This window comes from Roseomonas gilardii, assembly GCF_001941945.1.
Lineage (GTDB): Bacteria > Pseudomonadota > Alphaproteobacteria > Acetobacterales > Acetobacteraceae > Roseomonas.
In genome coordinates, this window is sequence record NZ_CP015583.1 from 4,174,080 (window position 1) to 4,194,335 (window position 20,256).

Below are 20,256 nucleotides of genomic sequence, written 5' to 3' on the forward strand. Positions count from 1 at the left end.
CGGCTCAGCCCGCCCTGGGGCGGCGGCGCCGCGCGGGAGCCGCCTTGTGCTCCCCGGGATGTTCCTTCGCCAGGCCTTCCCCCATCGGGCCTTCCCCCATCGGGCCTTCCCCCATCGGGCCTTCCTCCGCTGGCTCGGCCGCGACGGTGTCCTTGTCGGGGGCCTGTTCCGCGATCGCGGCGCTGTCCTCGATCGCCCGCGCGGTCTCGCTGGCGGAAGGCAGGGCATGGCGCCCCTCCCCCGCCACCGTGCGGAAGATCCGCTCGATGGTCTCCAGCCGGCCCTCCGCGCGGCCCGACAGCGGCTCGCCCGCGGTCAGCACCGCGCGCAGCCGCTCCATCGCCTGCTCCACCACGTCGCCCGGCGTGCCGGCGAGCATCTGCGGCAGGGTGGCCAGGGCCTTCTCGGGGTCCAGCAGCAGCATGAAGAACTGCATCCGCACCACCGCCTTGAAGGTCGGCAGGTCCATGCCGGAGCCGTTCTCCCGGTGCATCTGCCGCAGCAGTTCGAAGCTGCGCTGGTCCGCGGCGCGCTCGGCCAGGCCGACATAGAGCATGGAGCGGATCAGCGCCTCCGGCAGCCCGCCCTCGGCGATGCGCTCATGCAGTTCCGACGCGCGCTGGCGCACCAGTTGCCGGCGCTCCGGCTCCAGCCCCGGACGGCGGCGCGGCGGCCGGTTGTCGGCCCGCATGCCCAGCGCCGCCTGCACGGCGGCGGAGCCGTAGAACCCCTCGAAGAAGCGCTCGCAGGCCGTGTCGCGCATCTCCCGGTAGAGGTCGAGCGAGCGCACGATCTCGTCGGAGAAGCGCTGCTGCATCGCCAGGAAGGGATTGTCCGGCGCGGCGGGCCGGCGGTTCTCCCGCACCTGCTCCGCCAGCGGCTCCAGCATCCGCAGGAAGGGGTTGTGGTCGGAGAACATCTCGTAGCCGAGCCGCAGCGGATGCGTCCGGCGCAGCCAGTCCGCCGTGGCCTCGTTGCTCGCGGCCCGCACGGCGGGCTGCACATAGGTGCGGTAGAGGCCGAGATTGATGCGCGAAAGCTGCGCCACCGCGGCGAAGCGCCGGTCCTCCTCCTCGCCGCCGCCGACGATCACGCGGATGTCGTCCAGGTCGCGGCCGGCGAAGCGCGAGATGTAGTCCGTCTGCACCAGCTCCGCCCCCGGCTCGTCCGGCAGCCGCCGCTCCAGCTCTGCCTCGTAAAGCCCGGGCGGCAGCACGTCGATCAGGTCGATGTTGGTGGCGAACTGCTGGTGCTCCTTGCGCGCCACCGAGCCGGACACGAAGATCCCCAGATGGCCGACGCTTTCGTGCACGGCATAGACGATGGTCTGCCCGTTGGCGCGGATCTCCTCCAGGCTGCCATAGAGATCGGTGATCCAGCCCAGCGCCTGCTGCGGCGGGGTGATGTTGTCGCCCTTGGAGCAGAAGACGATGACCGGCGAGCGGATGTTGCGCAGGTCGAGCACCGTGCCGTCGCCCGTGGTGATCTCGGCCGTGGAAAGCCTGTTGCCGACGAAGAGGTCATCGACGATCGTCTGCATCTCCCCCGCGTTCATCAGCACGTGGCTGCCCCACCACCGCTCGAACTCCAGGTAGCGCGGCGGTTCCGTGTCGATGTTGGCGTAGACGTGGTACTGCTTGGTCCAGATCGTGTTGGCGGGGTTCAGCGCCTCGAAGTTCTGCACCAGATAGGCGCCGTCGAAGATGCCGTTGCCGAGATCGCCGGCCAGCGCCGTCATCCAGCTTCCGCCCAGCACTCCGCCCAGATAGCGCATCGGACTGCCGCCCGGCGTGCCGGCCCAGTAGGAGAGCGGCGTGCCGGCGATGATGATCGGCCCGAACAGCTCGGGCCGCATCGCCGCCGCCATCATCACCTGCCAGCCCGCCTGGCAGTTGCCGATCACCACCGGCTTGCCGTCGCTCTCGCTGTGCAGCTCGCCCACCCGCTCCACGAAGAGCGTCTCGGCGATCACCACGTCCTCCACCGTCTGCCCCGGCAACGGCCAGGGCAGGAAGCCGACGAAGTAGCAGGGATGGCCCGCCCGCATCGCCACGCCCAGCTCGCTGTCCGCCTTGAATCCGCCGATGCCGGGCGCGTTGCCGGCACGCGGGTCGAAGACGATGAAGGGACGCTTGAGCGGATCGATCTCGACGCCTTCCGGCGGCAGGACGCGCACCAGCCCGTAATTCACCGGGCGTTCCAGCTTGCGCCCATCCATCACCAGTTCGGCGTCATAGCGGAGCACGTTCGGCGCCCGCTGCGCCATGTGCTCATGATACTGGTTGCCGCGCTGCCGCAGCACATCCAGGAAGAGGATCCCGCGCTGCCAGGCATCGACCGCGTAGGACACGCCCTGCGCCCAGGGATTGACCGATGGGTCGAACAGTGGGGCCATCAGGGGAGCGGGACCGGCCGCGGGCGATCCGGAGGCGAGGCGCGCTTCGCCGTCCTTCGTGTCATGCGGTGCCATGACAGGGTCCTCCAAGCTTTTCTGCGCCGCAGCATTACGCTTCGGCCAGTCCGCGTGAAGCCGTAAACCACCCGCCGCGCAGCAAGAACAGGCGAGGATGGCGGGCGCAGCCAGGGCCGGCCCAACGCCCGAAGGCGTCAGGTCATTGTTCCGGAAGCCGTTTCCGCCATGGGAATGCCGCCGCCCCACGACCCCGCGTCACGCCGGAGCCGCGTCCCCCGAAGGCCGGGCGGAGGTCCCTTTCCCCCCGTTCAGCCGGGCTCGCGCGGCCTGTCGCTGAGGGCCGGCGCCGCCCGCTGCCCGGCCAGCCCCGTGCCGGCGCCCAGGCGGATGCTGCCATCGGCCTGCGGCACGGCGAGGGGCGCGATCTGGACGGCCGCCCCGGCGGTGGTCAGGCCGATGGCGCGGGCGCCCTGGTTGCTGAGGTCGATCAGCCGGTCGCTGCCCTGCGGCGCCACGTCGCGCACCTGCACCATGGTGATGCGGCCGTTCTCCAGGTTCTTGACCCGCAGTGTGGAGCCGAGGGGCAGGACGCTGCTGGCGGCGATATAGTCCGAAGGGTCATAGGGCATGCCGTTGGCCATCGGCTCCCCGGCGATGCGGAAGGTGATCAGCCCGGCGGTGCCCTGGCGCAACTCGCCGGAACGATCCTCGCCCGGATGGCCCATGGGCGGCCGGACGGTGGGGCGCGTGAGCTCCACCACCGAGCCGTCGTTCGCCGCCACGGCGACGGGCGAGGCCGCGAAAACCCCGGGCGGGGCCGGCAGGACCAGGGTCCCGAGCGCCAGCGTTCCGAGACACAGACCCAGAAACGCCCGATTCCACGTCGCCAGCATGGGGTTCGACCTCCAACTCGCCGATTATAGCGGATGACGCGGCCAATCGGGTGATTCGTTGCGCGAAGTTTTCGCTTCAAGCCTTTGGGAGCACAGTGATAGTGGCGCCCCCGCAACGCTTTGGCCGTGGCGGCGGCACAATCCCGGGGGGCGGGTCCGCGCAAGGGGAATGGCACCCCGCGATGCCATCGCGGACGGTCCGAGTCGGCTTGGCCATGGCCCGGCCGCAAACGGCGGGCGTGCCCCCCGGGGCCAGCCCTTTCGCCCCGCCCGTCAGCCGGGCGTTTCCTCCCGGATCAGGGCCCGCTGCCCGCCACTCAGCCGCAACAGCGCCTCGGCACCCGTCTCGAAGACATGGCTGGGGCTGCCGGCGGCGGCCCAGAGGCGCGGCAGGCGGAACAGGTCCTCGTCCAGCAGCACCAGCGGCGGGGTCAGATGCCCGACCGGGGAAACGCCGCCGATGGCGAAGCCCGTCACCTCCCGCACCCAACGCCCCTTGGCCGGCTCGACGCGCAGCCCGATCGCGGCCTCGACCTTCACGGGATCGACGCGGTTGGCGCCGGAGGCGATCACCAGCACCGGCCGCTCCCCGGCGCGGAAGACGATAGACTTGGCGATCTGCGCCACGTCGCAGCCCACCGCCGCCGCGGCCTCGGTGGCGCTGCGCGTGCCCTCGGGAAAGCCGCGGATCGTGTCCGGATGCCCGGCGGCGAGCAGGGCCTGCCGCACCCGTTCCACCGAGCCGCCCGCCTCCGCCGCCTGCGCACCCTGGTTGTCCCGCTGGCTGTCCCGCTGGCTCATGCCTGCCATCTTTCCCGTCATCGCCTGTCGCAGCGCGGGGCTGGATAGACCATCTTGCGCGGGTACGGGACACCCCCCGGCCCCGACCCCCGCCTGCCTGACCTCCGGACCCGCCCCGCTTGCCCGAAATCCTCGCCGCCGCCCGTCCCGCCGTCCCACCCGGTTCCGCCCCGGATGCCGAGCCGCTGGCCCTCTATGTCCACTGGCCCTTCTGCCTGGCCAAGTGCCCCTATTGCGACTTCAACTCCCATGTGCGGGACCGGGTGGACGCGGCGCGCTTCGGCCGTGCCCTGCGCGCGGAGCTGGCGGGCGAGGCGGCGCGCAGCGGGCGGCGGCGGCTGCTCTCGGTCTTCTTCGGCGGCGGCACGCCCTCGCTGATGCCGCCGGATCTGGTGGCCGGCATCCTGGAGGATGCCCGCCGCCTCTTCGATGCCCCGCCGGAGCTGGAGGTGACGCTGGAGGCCAACCCGACCTCGGTGGAGGCCGCGAAGCTCCGCGCCTTCCGCGAGGCCGGGGTGAACCGCCTGTCCCTCGGCGTGCAGTCGCTGGAGGAGGAATCCCTCCGCTTCCTGGGCCGCCAGCATTCGGCCGGCGAGGCGGTGGCGGCGCTGGAACAGGCCCGCGCCACCTTCCCGCGCCTCTCCTTCGACCTGATCTATGCCCGCCCCGGCCAGTCCGAGGCCTCCTGGCGCGCCGAGCTGCGGCGCGCCCTGGCGCTGGCCGCCGACCATCTCTCGCTCTACCAGCTCACCATCGAGCCGGGCACGCGCTTCGCCACGGAACATGCCCGCGGCGCCTTCGCCCTGCCGGCGGATGACGACGCGGCCGCGATGTACACCGCCACGGCGGAGGAGGCCGCGCGCTTCGGCCTTCTGCCCTACGAGGTCTCGAACTACGCGAAGCCGGGGGCGGAAAGCCGGCACAACCTCGCCTACTGGCGCTATGGCGACTATCTCGGCATCGGCGCCGGGGCGCACCAGCGGCTGGAACTCGGCGGCGTCCTCCTCGCCGCCCGCCGCCACCGCGCCCCGGAATCCTGGCTCTCCCTGGTGGAGCGCGAGGGCCATGCCCGGGTGGAGGAAACAGCCCTGGCGCCGGAGGAACGGGGGCGGGAGGCGCTGCTGATGGGCCTGCGCCTCGCCGAAGGCATCGACCCCGCCCGCGTCGAACGCCGCAGCGGCCGGCCCTTCGCCGATCTGGTGGAGCCGGCGGTGCTGGAAGCCTGCCTGGAGGAAGACTACCTCCGCTGGTCGCCCGAGGGCCGGCTGATCGCCACCACCGAGGGTCGCCTGCGCCTCGACGCCATGCTGCCCGCCCTGCTGCGCTGAGGGGCCCGCGTCCCGACCCAGCCCCGCCCGCCGCGCAGCCTACCCCTCGAAGCGGCTCCCGGCATCGCGGTCGCGCTCGTACCGCCGCGCGAGCGGAAACGGCGGCAGCCAGGATTCGCGCCGGATGATCCAGCTCTCATAGGTCGGGGTGAACCGATCGGGCGCATCCAGGCTCCCCAGATTCAACTCCACCTCATCTCCGCTGCGCCCGAAGACGGTCGAGCCGCAGCGCGGACAGAAGAACCGCCCGGCATAGTCGCGCGTCTCGCCCTCCACCGTCACCGCATCCCCGGGGAAGATCGCGGAGGCGTGGAACAGCGCCCCATGATGCTTGCGGCAATCGAGACAGTGGCAGAGGCCGACCCGGTAGGGCGCCCCCGATGCCACGATCCGCACCCTGCCGCACAGGCAACCGCCCGTGACGCGATCCATGCTGCGTCTCCCCCCGACATCAGGCGGCTGGAATGCTGGCAGCGAACCTCGTCCACTGTCCATGAGAACGGCGGCGGTTCCCACCGGCCGCCCCGCCCCCGCAGCGGTCCGGACGCTCCCCGGGGATCAGGGCAGGCGCCGGAGCTGTTCCGCCAGGGGCGCGCGCCAGGGCGCATCGGGCGGGGCGGAATCGAGCAGCGCCTGCCAGATGGCCTTGCCCTGCGCCACCTCCCCTTGCCGGATGGCGATGGCGCCGAGGAGATAGCGCAGCCGCACATCGGCCGGCCGTTCCGCCAGGGCGCGCTGCAACAGGGCCGTGGCCTCGGCGGGGCGGTCGAGCTCGGCCAGCAGCTCCGCCGTGTCGCCGGCGAGGTCGGGGTCGAAACGCGCCGCCAGGGCCTTCTGCCAGGCCTGCGCGGCTTCGGGCAGATGACCGCGGGACCGTTCGGCATTGCCGAGCAGCAGCCAGCCCTGCCGGGTCGCGGGATTGGCCGGGTCCAGCGATTCCACGCGGGCGCGGAGCTGGCCAAGCAGCGCCTCCTCCCGCGCATTGCTCTCGGTGCGCTCGGTCAGGGTGGCCGATGGCAGGCCCGGCTGGCCATGCCAGAGATAGAGCCCGAGCCCGAGGGCCGGGATCAGGAACAGCGCTGCCCAGAGCACGGGCTGGCCGGACCCCTGCCGCAGCACCGCCTCCGCCGGGGCGGCGAGGATGCGGCGCTGCAACTCCAGCAGGGCGGTGGCGTGGCTGCCCTGGTCGAGCCGCCCCTCCGCGAGCTGCCCGTCGAGTTCGGCGCGCTGGGCCTGGTAGAGCGCCAAGTCGGCCTCGCGCCGGCCGCGCGGCGCAGCGGGGCGCCAGAGGGTAAAGAGGAAGGGCGACAGGCAAAGCAGCGCGGCGATGCCGAACAGGGCCCAGCTCATGCGGCGCCTCCCTTCCCGGCGGCCGGACGTGCCTCGCCCTCGATCTCGGCGAGGCGCCGCCGTTCCGCCTCCGTCAGCGCCGTGGCGGGGGCCGGGCGCCGCCGGCGCAGCAGCAGCACCGTGCCCGCCCCCAGTATCAGGGCCAGGGCGGGCGTGGCCCAGAGCAGGAGGGTGGCGGCATTCACGGGCGGCCGCAGCAGCACGAAATCGCCGTAGCGGTCGTGCAGGAAGCGCACGATCTCCTCGTCGCTGCGCCCGGCGGCGACCTGCTCGCGCACGATGCGGCGAAGCTGGTGGGCGAGGTCGGCGTCGCTGTCCTCGATGGACTGGTTCTGGCAGACCATGCAGCGCAGCTCGCGCCCGATCTCGCGCGCCCGCTCCTCCTGCGCCGGGTCGGGCAGCAGATCCTCCGGCCGGTCGATCGCCCAAGCGGGAGACAAGGCCAGGGAAAGCAGCGCCGCCAGCAGCGGCAGCACGGGAAGAAGCCGCCGCATCATGCGTAGCGCCGCAGCAGGGGGCGGAGATCCTGCTCCACCACCTCCGGCGTCACCGGCCCGGCCCAGCGCCAGCGGATGATGCCCTGCCGGTCCACGAAATAGGTCTCGGGCACGCCATAGACGCCCCATTCGATCCCCACCCGCCCCGTGGCATCGGCGCCGAGCCGCGCGAAGGGATTGCCGCGCCGCTCCAGGAAGGCGCGGGCCTCCGGCGCCTTGTCCTTGTAGCTGACGCCATAGACCGGCACCCCCTCGCGGGCGAGCTGCATGAGCTGCGGATGCTCGATGGTGCAGGGCACGCACCAGGAGGCCCAGAAATTCACCAGCACCGGCCGCTCCATGCCGCGCAGCGCGGCCACGTCCAGCGGCGGGATCTCGCCCATCCCCTCCACCGGGCCGAGCGGCATGGCGGGCACCGGCCTGCCGATCAGGGCGGAGGGCACGCCGGTCGGGTCATAGGAACCGTCTCGCAGCCCCCGCAGCATCCCCCAGAAGCCCAGCCCCGCCGCGGCGGTGAGGCCCAGCGGCACGGCCAGCAGGGCACGGCGGTGCCAGTCAGGGCGCTTCGGGTCCGGCTGCTCCGCCACCTCGCTGCGCGTGCTTCCCGTGAAACGCGCCCCCTCCGCGCCGGGTCCGGTCTGCCCGCTCACGCGATGGCCTCCTTGTCCGCCGCGACGGGCTTCCGGGCAGGCGCGGCAACACGTGCCCGCCGGTCGGAGAGCGACAGCGCCCCGCCCAGCGCCATCACCACGGCCCCGAACCAGATCCAGGGCGCCAGCGTGTTGTGGTGCAGACGCAGCACCACGCGGCCCATGCCTTCCTCGCCCATCACGGCATAGAGGTCGGTCACCGCATTGGTGCGGATTGCCGCCTCCCCCGTCGTGGTCTGGGCCAGTGGGAAGAAGCGGCGCTGCGGCGTCAGGATGGTGACCGTCCTGCCGTCGCGCAGCACCTCCAGCCGCGCCTCCCGCGCCGTCCAGTTCGGCCCCGTGACGTCGCGCAGCGCATCGAGCCGCCATTCATAGCCCGCGAAATCCGTGGAGCCGCCGGGCTTCAGCGCCACCAGCCTGTCGGTGGCGAGCCCCATCCCCGCCAGCCCGGCCAGGGTCACGCCCAGCCCGGCATGGGCCAGCGCGGCGCCCCAGGCGGCGCGCGGCAGGCGCGCGGCCCGGGCCAGCGCGCCGCCGGGGCGGGAGAAGAGCGCGACGCGCCCGGCGAGATCGGCACAGGCCCCCAGGACCAGCCAGGCGGCCCCGGCGAAGCCGATGGCGGGGCCGATCCGCTCCCCCGCGACCCAGAGCGTCACCAGGAAGGCCCCCAGGGCGCAGAGCGCCGCCCACCAGAGGCGCTCCACCACCGGCCAGGCCCGCGCCCGCTTCCAGGCCAGCACCGGCCCGGCGGCGGTGGCCGCCACCAGCGGCACCACCAGCGGCAGCAGGGCGGTGTTGAAGAAGGGCGGCCCGACCGAGATCTTCGCGTGCAGCACGAGGTCGGCGAACATCGGATAGAGCGTGCCGACCAGCACCACCGCGGTGATCGAGCAGAGCAGCAGGTTGTTCAGCACCAGCGCCCCCTCCCGCGACAGCGGCGCGAAGCGCCCGGCGGGCGCCATGGCCGGCGCGCGGAAGGCGAAGAGCGCCAGCGCCCCGCCGAGATAGAGCGCCAGCAGCACCAGGATGAAGACGCCGCGCTGCGGGTCGCTGGCGAAGGCATGCACGCTGTTCAGCACGCCCGACCGCACCAGGAAGGTGCCCAGCAGCGACATGCCGAAGCCCAGGATCGCCAGCAGCACGGCCCAGATCTTCAGCGCCTCGCGCTTCTCCACCACCACGGCGGTGTGCAGCAGCGCGGTGCCGGCCAGCCAGGGCAGCAGCGAGGCGTTCTCCACCGGGTCCCAGAACCAGAACCCGCCCCAGCCCAGCGTGTAGTAGGCCCACCAGGAACCCAGCGCGATGCCGAGCGTCAGGAAGCTCCAGGCCGCGAGCGCCCAGGGCCGCACCCAGCGCCCCCAGGCGGCATCCACCCGCCCCTCGATCAGCGCCGCCACGGCGAAGGCGAAGGTGACGGCGAAGCCGACATAGCCCGCGTAGAGGATCGGCGGATGGAAGGCGAGGCCCGGGTCCTGCAGCACCGGGTTCAGCCCCTGCCCGTCCATCGGCGCCGGCCAGACCCGGGTGAAGGGGTTGGAGGTGGCCAGGATGAAAAGCAGGAAGCCCGCGCTGATCATGCCCAGCACCGCCAGCACCCGCGCCCGCAGCGCCCCCGGCAGGTCGCCACCGAAGACCGCCACCGCCCCGGAACAGAGGCCCAGGATCAGCACCCAGAGCACCATGGAACCCTCGTGGTTCCCCCAGGCACCGGAGAGCTTGTAGAGCATCGGCTTGGCCGAATGGCTGTTCTGCACCACCGCCAGCACCGAGGTGTCGTTGCTGGCGAAGCACCACAGCAGCGCGCCGAAGGCGGCCGCCACCGCCAGCAGCCCCGACAGCGCCAGGCCCGGCGCGGCGGCGATCAGCCGTGCCTCCCCCCTCTGCGCCCCCCAGAGCGGCAGCACCGACTGGGCGAGGGCGATCGCACAGGCCAGGGCCAGGGCGAAGTGTCCGAGTTCGGCGGTCATGGCATTCCCTGGCCGGGGCTTTGGCGTGGCGCGGCGTGGCGGCCCCCGGGGGAGAGGCGCCGCCTCTCCCGCCGGACCCCCACTCCGCCGGGGACCGAGGCCGGTCCCCGGACCCCGGGCTTTCGTTGGTGCTGGTGGTCGCCGTCAGCCCGACGCCCGATCCCTGAGATCTGGCGGATCAGTGGGGCTCCCGAACAAGAAAAACGCCCTGCCCACGCTCGTGGCGCCCGAAGTCGCCGGAGAGCGATGCTCTCCGGCGCGACCCGGCCGACAGCAAGGACCAGCGAACCGGGTCCAGGGCCCGCAGGGTCCTGGCGGATAAGGGGGCGCGGGGGAAAAGGCGGGGCCTTGTCCCCCGGGGACAGCGGCCCGATGACCACCATGCGCCTACCCGCCACGCTTCACGGGGCTGGCGGACAGCGTGTTCCAGGACGCCGCCGGGGGTGGGTCGCCCTTCTTCGGGTCCCAGTGGCCGGAGCGTTTCAGCGCATCCGCCACCTCGGGCGGCATGTAGCTCTCATCGTGCTTGGCCAGGACCTCGCTGGCCAGGAAGCTGCCATCGGGCTGCAACCTGCCCAGGGTGACGACCCCCTGCCCTTCGCGGAACAGGTCCGGCAGCACCCCGGCAAAGCGGACGGCCACCGTGTGCTGCCCATCGGTCACGCGGAAGCTGACATGGGGAACGTTGTCCGCGCCGGTGTCGCGGTGGAGGCTGCCGGCCTCGACCAGCCCGCCCAGGCGGAAGGCGCGGCCGGGCTCGGGGTGCTGCGCCGCCACGTCGCTGGGCGAGCGGAAGAAGACGATGTTGTCCTGGAAGGCCGAGAGGGCCAGCGCCGAGGCGGTGCCGATGCCCAGCGCGCAAAGGGCCAGCACCCAGAGTCGGCGCGACTTGCGGGACAGGCTCAAGGCTGGCCCCCCCTCGCCCCGTCCAGCGCCGCCAGCCGCCGCCGCGCCTGCCCCTGCCGCCACAGCGCGCCGAGGGACAGCCCGCCCAGCAGGAGCGCGGCCGCCAGCCAGGCCAGCGTCACATGCCACCAGTGAAGGCTCACACCGTCTCTCCATCGAGGCGCCGCGCCCGCGCCAGGGACAGGGCCCGCACCCGCCGCTCCAGGATCGCGGCGCGGCTGCGCGTCAGCACGATCGCGGCGAAAAGCAGGGTGAAGCCCAGCGCATTCACCAGCAGCGGATAGAGCAGGTCCACATGCAGGCCGGGGGCGCCGAGCCGGGCCACCGAGGCGGGCTGGTGCAGCGTGTTCCACCAGTCCACCGAGAATTTCACGATCGGCAGGTTCACCGCCCCGACCAGGGCCAGGATGGCACCCATCCGCGCCCCGCGCTCCTCCTCCTCGAAGGCGCGCACCAGCGCGGCATGGCCGACCCAGAAGAAGAACAGCACCAGCACCGAGGTCAGCCGCGCGTCCCAGACCCACCAGGTGCCCCACATCGGCTTGCCCCAGAGGCTGCCGGTGACGAGGCACAGGCCGGTGACGGCGGCGCCGACCGGCGAAATCTCCCGCGCCACGATATCGGCCAGCGGATGCCGCCAGACCAGGCCGGAGAGCGAGGCCAGGGCCAGGGTGGCGTAGCCGCTCATCGCCAGCCAGGCCATCGGCACATGCACGTACATGATCCGCACCGTCTCCCCCTGCTGCCAGTCCGGCGGGGAGAAGACCAGCGCCCAGGGCACGCCGATGGCGAGCACGAGCACCGCCAGCCCCCAGAGGATGGGGTTCAGGCGCTCCGTCAGGCGCAGGAAGCGGCCCGGCTGGGCGAAGCGGTGCCAGCCGGCGGCCCGCTTTGCCGCGCCGGGGGCGGGAACGGGGGCCGGGGTGGGGGCGGAAGAGGCGCTCACCCTGCCTCTCTACGCCCTCGGGCCAATGGATTGAAGCGCCCGATGATCCGGGCTTGAGTGCGCGCTCGAAAAGCTGAACAGGGATTCCGCCATGCTGTTTGCCATTCGTTGCGAGGACAAGCCGGACGCGCTGGAGAAGCGCATGGAAACACGGCCGGCCCATCTGAACTGGCTGGAAAGCCACCAGAAGGACCTCCTCCTGGTCGGGCCGCTGCTGGACGGCGAGGGCAAGCCCAAGGGTAGCCTGCTGGTGGTGGAGATGCCCGACCGCGCCGCCGCCGAGGCCTTCGCCGCCGCCGACCCCTATGCCTTCGCCGGCGTCTTCGCCTCCACCACGGTCGAGCCCTTCCGCCTCGTCTTCAAGGACGGCGCGAAGGTCGGCTGAAATGCGCCACTGGCTGGTCAAGAGCGAGCCCGACGCCTTCTCCTGGGACCAGCAGGTCGCGAACGGCGTCGAGCCCTGGACCGGGGTGCGCAACGCGGTCGCGGCGCGCAACCTGCGAGAGATGGCGCTGGGCGACCGGGCCTTCTTCTACCATTCCAACATCGGCAAGGAGATCGTCGGCGTGGTCGAGGTGGTGCGCACCGCCTACCAGGACCCGACGGACGACACGGGCCGCTGGGTCTGCGTGGACGTGAAGGCACGGGGCCCGGTGCCGCGCAGGGTCACGCTGGCGGAGATCAAGGCCGACCCCCGCCTCGCCGAGCTGGCGCTGGTGCGGCAGTCGCGCCTCTCCGTCATGCCGGTGGGCGCGGAGCACTGGGCCATCCTCTGCGACATGGCGGGCTGGAAGGACGAAGCCAGCCGCGCTGCGTGACGCAGACGGCATGGCGGAGGGCGAGCGCCTGCTCTGCCATCTGGAGGACATCCCGGATGGCGGCGCGCGGGGCTTCCCGGCCTCGCCCGGCGGCTTCATCGGCCTGGTGGCGGTGCGGCGCGGCGGGCGGGTCTTCGTCTACCTGAATTCCTGCCCGCATATCGGCGTGCCGCTGGAGGTGCTGCCCGACCGCTTCCTGGACGGGCGGCGGGAACACGTCGTCTGCGCCCTGCACGGCGCCCGCTTCCGGATCGAGGACGGCTTCTGCGTCTCCGGCCCCTGCGCCGGGGATAGCCTGGAGGCCGTCCCGGCGGAAATCCGCGACGGCGCGGTGATCGTTCCGGCGGAAGCCGGCATCTGATCCGGACGGCGGAACGCATCCTTGGCCACCCCCGGGGGAGAGGCCCCGCCTCTCCACCCGGACCCCCTCACCGCCAGGACGCTGCGCGCCCTGGACCCGATAAGCTAGCACTGGCGGCAACCGTCAGCCTGAAACGCCGATCCTTCGGCACGGACGGATCTGGCGTCAGCAAAAGCCAACGAACCGGGGCCAGGGCTCGAAGAGTCCTGGCGGATGGGGGGTTACGGGGGCGAAGGCAGAGCCTCCCCCCCGGCCACGTATCCTGCCGCCGCGCGGATCGGAACACGGCTCCAATATCCTTGCTTCCCAAACTCCGCGTGGGCTACAGGAATAAAGTCAACGCCCATAGCAGCGTCTCTGGCTCCGGGACGAAGCCCCGCACCCGCCCAGGCGGATAAAGGGCTAAAACATTAAAATGCTAAAACCCTAAAACACTGTAACGGCACACATGGCGGACGGCCCCAATCCCGTGAAAGCGGGAACCGTCAGCGCGTCCAGCCCGGATACTCGCCGACATTGTCGCGGGTGACGAGCCTGGGCTGCATCAGGATCATCGGGTTCTCGGGCTTCTTGCCGGCCATGATGTCCCGCCCCGTTTCCACCGCCAGCTTGCCCATGGTGTAGGGGTCCTGGCTGGCCGAGGCCTGGATCTGCGTCTTGCCTTTCAGCGCACTGACGATATCCGGCGCACCGTCCACCGAGGTGATGACGATGCCGGTGCGGTTGAGCTGCCGCGCCGCGAGGTCGGAGCCGATCGCCTGCGGGTCGTTGATGGCGAAGACGCCCTGCACGTCGCTGAAGCGCGTCAGCAGCGCCTGCATCACGTTCAGCCCGCCGTCGCGGGAGCCCTTCGCATCCTGGTCGGAGGACAGCAGCTTCACCTCCGGATGCTTGGCCAGCTCCTCCTTGCAGCCTTTCACCCGGTCGATCACCGCCGAGACCTGCGGCCCGTTCTGGATGATCACGTTCCCCTTGCCGCCGATCTTGCCGATCATGTAGTCGCAGGCGATCGCGCCGGCCTCGACGTTGTCCGTCTGCACCGTGGCGTCGGCCCCGGCGGCGGTGACATCCACCGCCACGACGGTGATGCCGGCGGCCTTGGCGCGGCGGATGGCGGGCATCAGCGCGTTGGGGTCCACCGCGTTCACCAGGATCAGGTCCACGCCGGAGGCGATGAAGTTGTCGATCTGGCTCGCCTGCTTGTTCAGGTCGTAATCGGCCGAGGTGGTCGTCACCTTCACGTTCGGGCCGATGGCATGGGCGGCATCGGCGACGCCCTTGCCCACCGCCACGAAATAGGGATTGCCCAGCGAGCCGACGCTCAGGCCGACGGATGTCACATCCTTGGCCATGCCCAGCCCGGTGGAGAGCAGCATCGCCGCGCCGGCGAGCAGGATGGTCTTCAGCATTCCGACGTTTTCCTTTTTCTCGGTTCTCGTTGTCGCGCGGCGGAGCGTGCGGCCCCGCCGCGATCGGTCAGGTCCGCGCGCTGCCCTGCAGCCGGAACCGGTCGAGCGCCACCGCTCCGATGATCACCAGCCCCTTGATGATGAACTGCCAGATGTCGGAGACGCCGGTGAGGATCAGCCCGTTGGTCAGCACGGCGATGATCAGCGCGCCGACCAGCGTGCCCCAGATCGAGCCGATGCCGCCGACGAAGCTGGTGCCGCCCAGGATCACCGCCGCGATGGCGTCCAGCTCATAGGACTGGCCGAGCTGCAGCCCGTTGGCGGCGAAGAGCCGCGCCGCCGCCATGGCGCCGCCCAGCCCGGCGAGCAGGCCGGAGGCCGCATAGACGAAGAGCAGCACCGCCCAGACCTTGATGCCCGACAGGCGCGCCGCGGCGGCATTGCCGCCCACGGCATAGATCCGCACGCCCAGCACGGTGCGGCGGAGCACGTACCAGGAGAGGACGATCACCGCGAGCGCGATCACCGCCAGCACGGGAATGCCGATGCCGGGTGCCACGGGGATGCTCGCCTCGCCGATGAAGGCAAAGGGCAGGTCCGGATTGAAGATGGTGGTGTCGCCGCCCATCAGCCGCGCCAGGCCCCGCACCGCGGTAAGCGAGCCCAGCGTGACGATGAAGGCCGGCAGCTTGCCGAAGGCGATCAGCGCGCCGTTGATCACCCCGAAGCCGAGCCCGGTGAGCAGCGCCGCGGGCAGGCCGAGCCAGCCCATCTCCGGCAGCAGCGAGACGATCAGCGCCGACATGGCCGAAGCCGCCAGCACCGAGCCCACCGAAAGGTCGATGCCGCCGGTCAGGATCACGAAGGTCATGCCGGCGCCCAGCACGCTGTTGATCGAGGCCTGCTGCGCCACGATCGACAGGTTCTGCACGCTGAAGAAGCGCCCCTCGCTCAGCACATGGAACAGGATGCAGAGCAGGATCAGCACCGGCAGCATGCCGATGGCCTGCAGCATGCTCCAGAGCTGCGCCCGGCGTGCCGAAAGCCCGGCGCCGCCCGGCATGACGGGGGCACCGGATGGCAGGGGCGCCTTCCCGGTCTCGCTCATCCGCGTTCCTCCCTGGCCTCATGCCCCGGCCTCAATGCGCGCCGGTCGCATGGGCGATGATGGCTTCCTGGGTGATCTCGGAGCCGCGCACCTCGCCGGCGATGCGCCCTTCGCGCATCACCAGGACGCGGTCGCAGATGCCGATGATCTCCGGCAACTCGCTGGAGATGACGATGACGCCCATGTCGCGCTGCGCCAGCTCGTCGATGATGCGGTACATCTCCGACTTGGCGCCGATATCGACGCCGCGCGTCGGCTCGTCGAGGATCAGCACCTGCGGCGCGGTTTCCAGCCAGCGCGACAACAGCACCTTCTGCTGGTTGCCGCCGGAAAGCCCGCCGACCGTGACCTGCGGGCTGGCGGCGCGCACGCGCAGCGCGCCGAAGGCATGGGCGGCGCGGCGGCGCCCGGCGGCGAGGTTGAGCACGCCGCCGGGCAGCGCGTCGCGGGCGATGACGCCGAGATTGATGTTGCCGCCGCAGGACATGTCGAGGAACAGGCCGAGCCCCTTCCTGTCCTCGGTCAGATAGGCGATGCCCGCTTCCAGCGCCTCGCCGGGCGAGCGGATCTCGGCGCGCTTCCCGTTCAGCCGCACCTCGCCGCCCGCGCGCGGATCGGCGCCGTAGATCAGCCGCGCCAGTTCCGTCCGCCCCGAGCCGACGAGGCCGGCGATGCCCAGCACCTCGCCGCGATACAGGGTCAGGTCGCAGGGATGCACGCGTCGGCCGCCGTCGGTGAGGCCGCGCACCTCCAGCACCACCGGCCCCTTGCCGCCATGCGGGTTGTGCGCCTTCTTGTAGAAGCTCGACAGGTCGCGCCCGACCATCATCCGCACCAGCCGGGGCGCGTCGATCTCCCCGCGCTCCAGCGTGCCGACATAGCTACCGTCGCGCAGCACGGTGACGCGGTCGGCGAGCTCGTAGATCTCGGCCATGCGGTGGCTGGTGTAGATCAGCGCGATCCCTTCCGCCCGGAGCTGCCGCACCAGGGCGAAGAGCCGCTCCGTCTCGCGCGAGGAGAGCGCCGTGGTGGGCTCGTCCAGCACCAGGATCTTGGATTCCGCCTGCAGGGCGCGCGCGATCTCGACAAGCTGCTGCTCGGCGATGGAAAGCGTGCCCACCAGCGTATCGGGCGTGAAGGGCGCCCCCAGCCGCTCCAGCACGGCGCGGCAGCCCTCGCGCATCGCGCGGCGGTCGATGCGCCCGGCGCGGGAAGGCTCGCGGCCGAGATGGATGTTCTCCGCCACCGTCAGGTTGGGCGCGAGGGCCAGCTCCTGGTAGATGATCGCGATGCCCAGCCGCCGCGCGGCAATCGGGTCGGCGATCGAGACGGGCTGTCCGTCGATCAGGATCTGCCCGCCCGGATCGGCCTGGTAGGCGCCGGACAGGATCTTCATGAGCGTGGACTTGCCGGCGCCGTTCTCGCCCATCAGCGCCAGGATCTCGCCGCCCCAGGCCTTCAGCCGGACCTTGTCCAGCGCCTTGACGCCGGGAAAGCTCTTGGACACGTCGCGCATCTCGAGACGCGGCGTGGCTTCACTCGACTGCTCCATCCACCTTCCATCCGTGTGTCGCGCTGCATGAGGGAGAAGGCATCCGCGGCCCCGGCGGGCGGGCCGTGCCTCAGGAAGTCCGGGACTGCGGCAACGGTCCGGCGAAATCCCGCCCTCTCCACCGGCCACGGCCGATGGATGCGGGACAGGGCCGCGCGAGGAGCGGAAGGCCGGGATGACGGAACAGGGACCGATGCATGACCGATCCTCCCTTTGTATTCTTTGTTGTGCGAAGATCATGAACGGTTTCGCACCGTCTTCGCCAGCCTCATCTTGGTCACGCTTTGTCCATCCATGACGGCGCCGTGAAGCGCATCGGCCCGGACGGCGGGAAGCCGCGTGCCGGATGCCGCGCGAAGATGACACGCCCGCAAGGAAAACTGTCTTGAGCGTCACGATCCGCCGCCTGTAAGCCTTCCTCCGGCCCGGCTGTCATCCCTGTCGGCTGCGCCGCAACAAGACAAGGAGGAGACACCATGCCCGGGACCATCCTGGAATCCCGCCGTGGCCTGGTCGCGATGGCCGGCGCCGCTGCCCTGGTGGCCGCGGCCGGCCCGGCCTTTGCCGCCGAGGACGACGCGAAATCCGTGACCGCCGCGCTGGAGGCGCTGCGGGTCGCCATCCAGAACGGCGACGCGGCAAAGCTCGCCGCGCTGCTGCACGACAAGGTCAGCTATGGCCATTCGAGTGGCCGCAAGAACCAGACCAAGAGCGAATTCATCGCCGAGTTCGGCGGCGGGAAGCCGAACTACCGGAGCCTGGAATTCACCGAGGTCTGGACCGAGATCGTGGGCGACAACGCGATCCTGCGCCATGTCTGGGATGGCGCGGATATCCTGCCGGATGGTGGCACCGGCCGCTCCTATATCGCGGTGATGCAGGTCTGGAAGAAGGATGCCGGCCAGTGGCGCCTGCTGGCGCGCCAGAGCTGTCCGCTGAAGGCGGCCTGACGGGCGCGGCGCCGGATCGCGTGCCCGGAACCCTGGCGGGTGGCGGAGGCCTCCCGTCCGGAAGGGAGAACGGGCCGCCATCCGCATAGGGCCGCCGGCCTCTGGCCGAACCGGCCCGGCGGGGCTAGAAGGCGGCGCACAGGGGACAGGGTGGCCGGAAGCTGAACGTCCGGCCACCTTCGCTCTTCCACCCCCATGCCGGGCAGGGCCGGATGTCCCGCGTCCCGCCACCCTGGCGGCGATGCCGGGCCAGACCCGGCGATGCCCGTTCTTTTCGCCCCTCCGCATGAAGGGACCCGAGCTTTTGCCCTCCGTACCCGCCTCCTCCCCTGACGTGTCGCTGCTCCGCATCTCCGGGCTGAGCGTGGGCTTCGGCGGCTTCACCGCCGTGAAGGGGCTGGACCTGTCCGTGGCCCCCGGAGAGACCGTGGCGCTGGTGGGCGAGAGCGGCTCCGGCAAGTCCGTCACCTCCCTGGCCGTGACCCGGCTGATCGACCATGCGGGCGGGCGGATCACCGGCGGCCGCATCGAGTTCCGCGACCGCGAGGGCCGGCTGCGCGACCTGGCGACGGAGACGCCGGAGGCCATGCGGCGCCTGCGCGGCCCGGAGATCGCGATGATCTTCCAGGAGCCGATGACCAGCCTGAACCCGGTGCTGAAGGTCGGCGACCAGATCGCCGAGGCGATCGAGCTGCACCAGGGCCTGGACGGCGCTGCGGCCATGGCCGAGGCGAAGCGGATGCTGGAGCGCGTCCGCATCCCCGAGGCGGCGCGGCAGCTCGGACGCTATCCCTTCCAGATGTCGGGCGGCATGCGCCAGCGCGTGATGATCGCCATGGCGCTTTCCTGCCGCCCGCGCCTGCTGATCGCGGACGAGCCGACCACGGCGCTGGACGTCACGGTGCAGGCCCAGGTGCTGCGGCTGATCCGCGCCCTGCAGAAGGAGACGGATCTCGGCATGGTCTTCATCACCCACGACATGGGGGTGGTGGCCGAGATCGCCGACCGCGTGGTGGTGATGCGGCGGGGCGAGCAGGTCGAGGAAGGCGAGGTCGGGCGCATCTTCGCCGCGCCGCGGCACCCCTACACGCAGCGCCTGCTGGCCGCGGTGCCGGTTCTGGGCAGCCTGGCGGCGAAGCCCCTGCCCGAGCCCTTCGCCATGCCGGACGCCCCGCCGCCCGAGCCGCAGGACACGGTGCGCCCCGGCGCCGAGCCGGTGCTGGAGGTGCGCGACCTGACCACCCGCTTCGACGTGAAGCGCGGCTTCTTCGGCCGCCTGGCGGGGCGTATCCACGCGGCGGAGAAGGTGAGCTTCGCGCTCCGCCCCGGCGAGACCCTGGCGGTGGTGGGCGAGTCCGGATGCGGCAAGTCCACCACGGGGCGCTCCATCATCCGGCTGGAGCAGCCGGTCGGCGGCGAGATCCGCTTCGCCGGCGAGGACATGACCACGCTCGACGATGCCAGGGAGGCGCGGCTGCGGCGCGGCGTGCAGTTCGTCTTCCAGGACCCCTTCGCCTCGCTGGACCCGCGCCTGACCGTGGGCTTTTCCGTGGCCGAGCCGATCCTGACCCACAGGCTGCTGAGCGGCCGCGCGGTGCAGGACCGGGTGGCGCAGCTCCTCACCCAGGTCGGCCTGGGCCCCGAGCACGCGCGCCGCTATCCGCACGAGCTGTCCGGCGGCCAGCGCCAGCGCGTCTGCATCGCCCGCGCCCTGGCCTCCGAGCCCCAGGTCATCATCGCCGACGAATCCGTGGCGGCGCTGGACGTGTCGATCCGCGCCCAGGTGGTGAACCTGATGATGCGGCTGCAGCGCGAGATGGGGATCGCCTATCTCTTCATCAGCCACGACATGGCGGTGGTGGAGCGGATCAGCCACCGCGTGGCGGTGATGTATCTCGGCCAGGTGGTGGAGATCGGCCCCCGGCAGGCGGTGATGAACAACCCGCAGCACCCCTACACGCGGCGCCTGCTGGCCGCCGTGCCCGTTCCCGATCCGGCGCGGCGCGGCCATGACCGCGGCCTCGACGACAGCGAGGTGCCGAGCCCGCTGCGCCGCCCGGACGACCCGCCCGAGGTGGCGCCGCTGGTGCCGGTCGGGCCTGACCATTTCGTCGCCCGGCACCATGTCGGCGGCCTGTACTGATCGCGTGAACCGGGTCTCCGGCCCTTCCGGCCCCCTGTCACCACGCCTGACGTTCATTCGCGTGATCCAGGCTTCCGGCCGTTCCGGCCTCCAGCCATCACGCTCGGTGTTAGCTCGCGTGATTCAGGCCTTCGGCCGTTCCGGCCTACAGCCATCACGCTCGA

Annotated in this window: 20 protein-coding genes; 6 read left to right on the top strand and 14 right to left on the bottom strand. The window is 71.6% G+C overall.

Annotated elements, in window-relative coordinates; all coding sequences use genetic code 11:
- Nucleotides 1-4: 4 nt before the first annotated feature.
- From RGI145_RS18850 to RGI145_RS18860, 3 genes are all read right to left on the bottom strand, one after another.
- Nucleotides 5-2,470 carry a DUF3141 domain-containing protein gene (locus RGI145_RS18850; RefSeq protein WP_237183134.1) on the bottom strand — a complete coding sequence of 822 codons (2,466 nt, stop codon included), beginning with the start codon at nucleotides 2,468-2,470 and terminating at the stop codon, nucleotides 5-7.
- A 251-nt stretch (nucleotides 2,471-2,721) separates the two neighbouring features.
- The gene (locus RGI145_RS18855; RefSeq protein WP_051418071.1) at nucleotides 2,722-3,306 is read right to left on the bottom strand and encodes a septal ring lytic transglycosylase RlpA family protein; all 585 of its coding nucleotides are present in this window, start codon (nucleotides 3,304-3,306) and stop codon (nucleotides 2,722-2,724) included.
- A 273-nt stretch (nucleotides 3,307-3,579) separates the two neighbouring features.
- Complete coding sequence (locus RGI145_RS18860) at nucleotides 3,580-4,107, bottom strand: YbaK/EbsC family protein (protein WP_075799591.1); 528 nt, start codon at nucleotides 4,105-4,107, stop codon at nucleotides 3,580-3,582.
- Nucleotides 4,108-4,235: 128 nt separating this feature from the next.
- Here RGI145_RS18860 and hemW point away from each other — a divergent pair, with 128 nt between their 5' ends.
- Nucleotides 4,236-5,435, top strand: a complete 1,200-nt coding sequence (gene hemW, locus RGI145_RS18865) for a radical SAM family heme chaperone HemW (RefSeq protein ID WP_075800204.1) — start codon at nucleotides 4,236-4,238, stop codon at nucleotides 5,433-5,435.
- A gap of 39 nt (nucleotides 5,436-5,474) precedes the next feature.
- On the opposite strand, the gene RGI145_RS18870 is transcribed toward hemW, so the two are convergent.
- The 8 genes from RGI145_RS18870 to RGI145_RS18900 form a co-directional block, all read right to left on the bottom strand.
- Nucleotides 5,475-5,867 carry a GFA family protein gene (locus RGI145_RS18870; RefSeq protein ID WP_075799592.1) on the bottom strand — a complete coding sequence of 131 codons (393 nt, stop codon included), beginning with the start codon at nucleotides 5,865-5,867 and terminating at the stop codon, nucleotides 5,475-5,477.
- Nucleotides 5,868-5,993: 126 nt separating this feature from the next.
- Nucleotides 5,994-6,785, bottom strand: a complete 792-nt coding sequence (gene ccmI / locus RGI145_RS18875; protein WP_075799593.1) for a c-type cytochrome biogenesis protein CcmI — start codon at nucleotides 6,783-6,785, stop codon at nucleotides 5,994-5,996.
- Nucleotides 6,782-7,282, bottom strand: a complete 501-nt coding sequence (locus RGI145_RS18880) for a cytochrome c-type biogenesis protein (protein ID WP_156878603.1) — start codon at nucleotides 7,280-7,282, stop codon at nucleotides 6,782-6,784. The genes ccmI and RGI145_RS18880 overlap by 4 nt, the downstream gene beginning before the upstream one ends.
- Nucleotides 7,279-7,932 carry a DsbE family thiol:disulfide interchange protein gene (locus RGI145_RS18885; RefSeq protein WP_083670956.1) on the bottom strand — a complete coding sequence of 218 codons (654 nt, stop codon included), beginning with the start codon at nucleotides 7,930-7,932 and terminating at the stop codon, nucleotides 7,279-7,281. Before RGI145_RS18885 ends, RGI145_RS18880 begins: the two co-directional genes overlap by 4 nt.
- Nucleotides 7,929-9,899, bottom strand: a complete 1,971-nt coding sequence (locus tag RGI145_RS18890) for a heme lyase CcmF/NrfE family subunit (RefSeq protein ID WP_075799594.1) — start codon at nucleotides 9,897-9,899, stop codon at nucleotides 7,929-7,931. The genes RGI145_RS18885 and RGI145_RS18890 overlap by 4 nt, the downstream gene beginning before the upstream one ends.
- A 387-nt stretch (nucleotides 9,900-10,286) precedes the next feature.
- Nucleotides 10,287-10,799, bottom strand: coding sequence for a cytochrome c maturation protein CcmE (ccmE, locus tag RGI145_RS18895; protein WP_075800207.1), 513 nt, complete (start codon nucleotides 10,797-10,799; stop codon nucleotides 10,287-10,289).
- A gap of 2 nt (nucleotides 10,800-10,801) precedes the next feature.
- Nucleotides 10,802-10,948 (bottom strand): hypothetical protein, encoded by a 147-nt coding sequence (locus tag RGI145_RS25180; protein WP_155984529.1) that lies wholly within the window; start codon nucleotides 10,946-10,948, stop codon nucleotides 10,802-10,804.
- The gene (locus RGI145_RS18900) at nucleotides 10,945-11,751 is read right to left on the bottom strand and encodes a heme ABC transporter permease (RefSeq protein ID WP_075799595.1); all 807 of its coding nucleotides are present in this window, start codon (nucleotides 11,749-11,751) and stop codon (nucleotides 10,945-10,947) included. Before RGI145_RS18900 ends, RGI145_RS25180 begins: the two co-directional genes overlap by 4 nt.
- A gap of 91 nt (nucleotides 11,752-11,842) precedes the next feature.
- On the opposite strand from RGI145_RS18900, the gene RGI145_RS18905 reads away from it, so the two are divergent.
- Genes RGI145_RS18905 through RGI145_RS18915 form a run of 3 tightly spaced genes read left to right on the top strand, consistent with a single transcriptional unit; the run spans nucleotide 11,843 to nucleotide 12,930 of the window.
- Nucleotides 11,843-12,136, top strand: coding sequence for a YciI family protein (locus tag RGI145_RS18905; RefSeq protein ID WP_027281808.1), 294 nt, complete (start codon nucleotides 11,843-11,845; stop codon nucleotides 12,134-12,136).
- A 1-nt stretch (nucleotide 12,137) separates the two neighbouring features.
- The gene (locus RGI145_RS18910; protein WP_075799596.1) at nucleotides 12,138-12,569 is read left to right on the top strand and encodes an EVE domain-containing protein; all 432 of its coding nucleotides are present in this window, start codon (nucleotides 12,138-12,140) and stop codon (nucleotides 12,567-12,569) included.
- A 10-nt stretch (nucleotides 12,570-12,579) separates the two neighbouring features.
- Nucleotides 12,580-12,930 carry a Rieske (2Fe-2S) protein gene (locus RGI145_RS18915; protein ID WP_075799597.1) on the top strand — a complete coding sequence of 117 codons (351 nt, stop codon included), beginning with the start codon at nucleotides 12,580-12,582 and terminating at the stop codon, nucleotides 12,928-12,930.
- Nucleotides 12,931-13,415: 485 nt separating this feature from the next.
- On the opposite strand, the gene RGI145_RS18920 is transcribed toward RGI145_RS18915, so the two are convergent.
- From RGI145_RS18920 to RGI145_RS18930, 3 genes are all read right to left on the bottom strand, one after another.
- Complete coding sequence (locus tag RGI145_RS18920; protein WP_075799598.1) at nucleotides 13,416-14,339, bottom strand: ABC transporter substrate-binding protein; 924 nt, start codon at nucleotides 14,337-14,339, stop codon at nucleotides 13,416-13,418.
- A 67-nt stretch (nucleotides 14,340-14,406) separates the two neighbouring features.
- Nucleotides 14,407-15,447: an ABC transporter permease subunit gene (locus RGI145_RS18925; RefSeq protein WP_156878604.1), complete on the bottom strand. Its 1,041-nt coding sequence runs from the start codon at nucleotides 15,445-15,447 to the stop codon at nucleotides 14,407-14,409.
- Nucleotides 15,448-15,478: 31 nt separating this feature from the next.
- Complete coding sequence (locus tag RGI145_RS18930; RefSeq protein ID WP_075799599.1) at nucleotides 15,479-16,999, bottom strand: sugar ABC transporter ATP-binding protein; 1,521 nt, start codon at nucleotides 16,997-16,999, stop codon at nucleotides 15,479-15,481.
- Between the two features lie 476 nt (nucleotides 17,000-17,475).
- On the opposite strand from RGI145_RS18930, the gene RGI145_RS18935 reads away from it, so the two are divergent.
- Nucleotides 17,476-17,949, top strand: a complete 474-nt coding sequence (locus tag RGI145_RS18935; protein ID WP_075799600.1) for a nuclear transport factor 2 family protein — start codon at nucleotides 17,476-17,478, stop codon at nucleotides 17,947-17,949.
- Nucleotides 17,950-18,253: 304 nt separating this feature from the next.
- A complete protein-coding gene (locus RGI145_RS18940) occupies nucleotides 18,254-20,092 on the top strand; it encodes an ABC transporter ATP-binding protein (protein WP_156878686.1) in 1,839 nt (612 codons plus the stop codon).
- The last annotated feature ends 164 nt before the right edge of the window (nucleotides 20,093-20,256 follow it).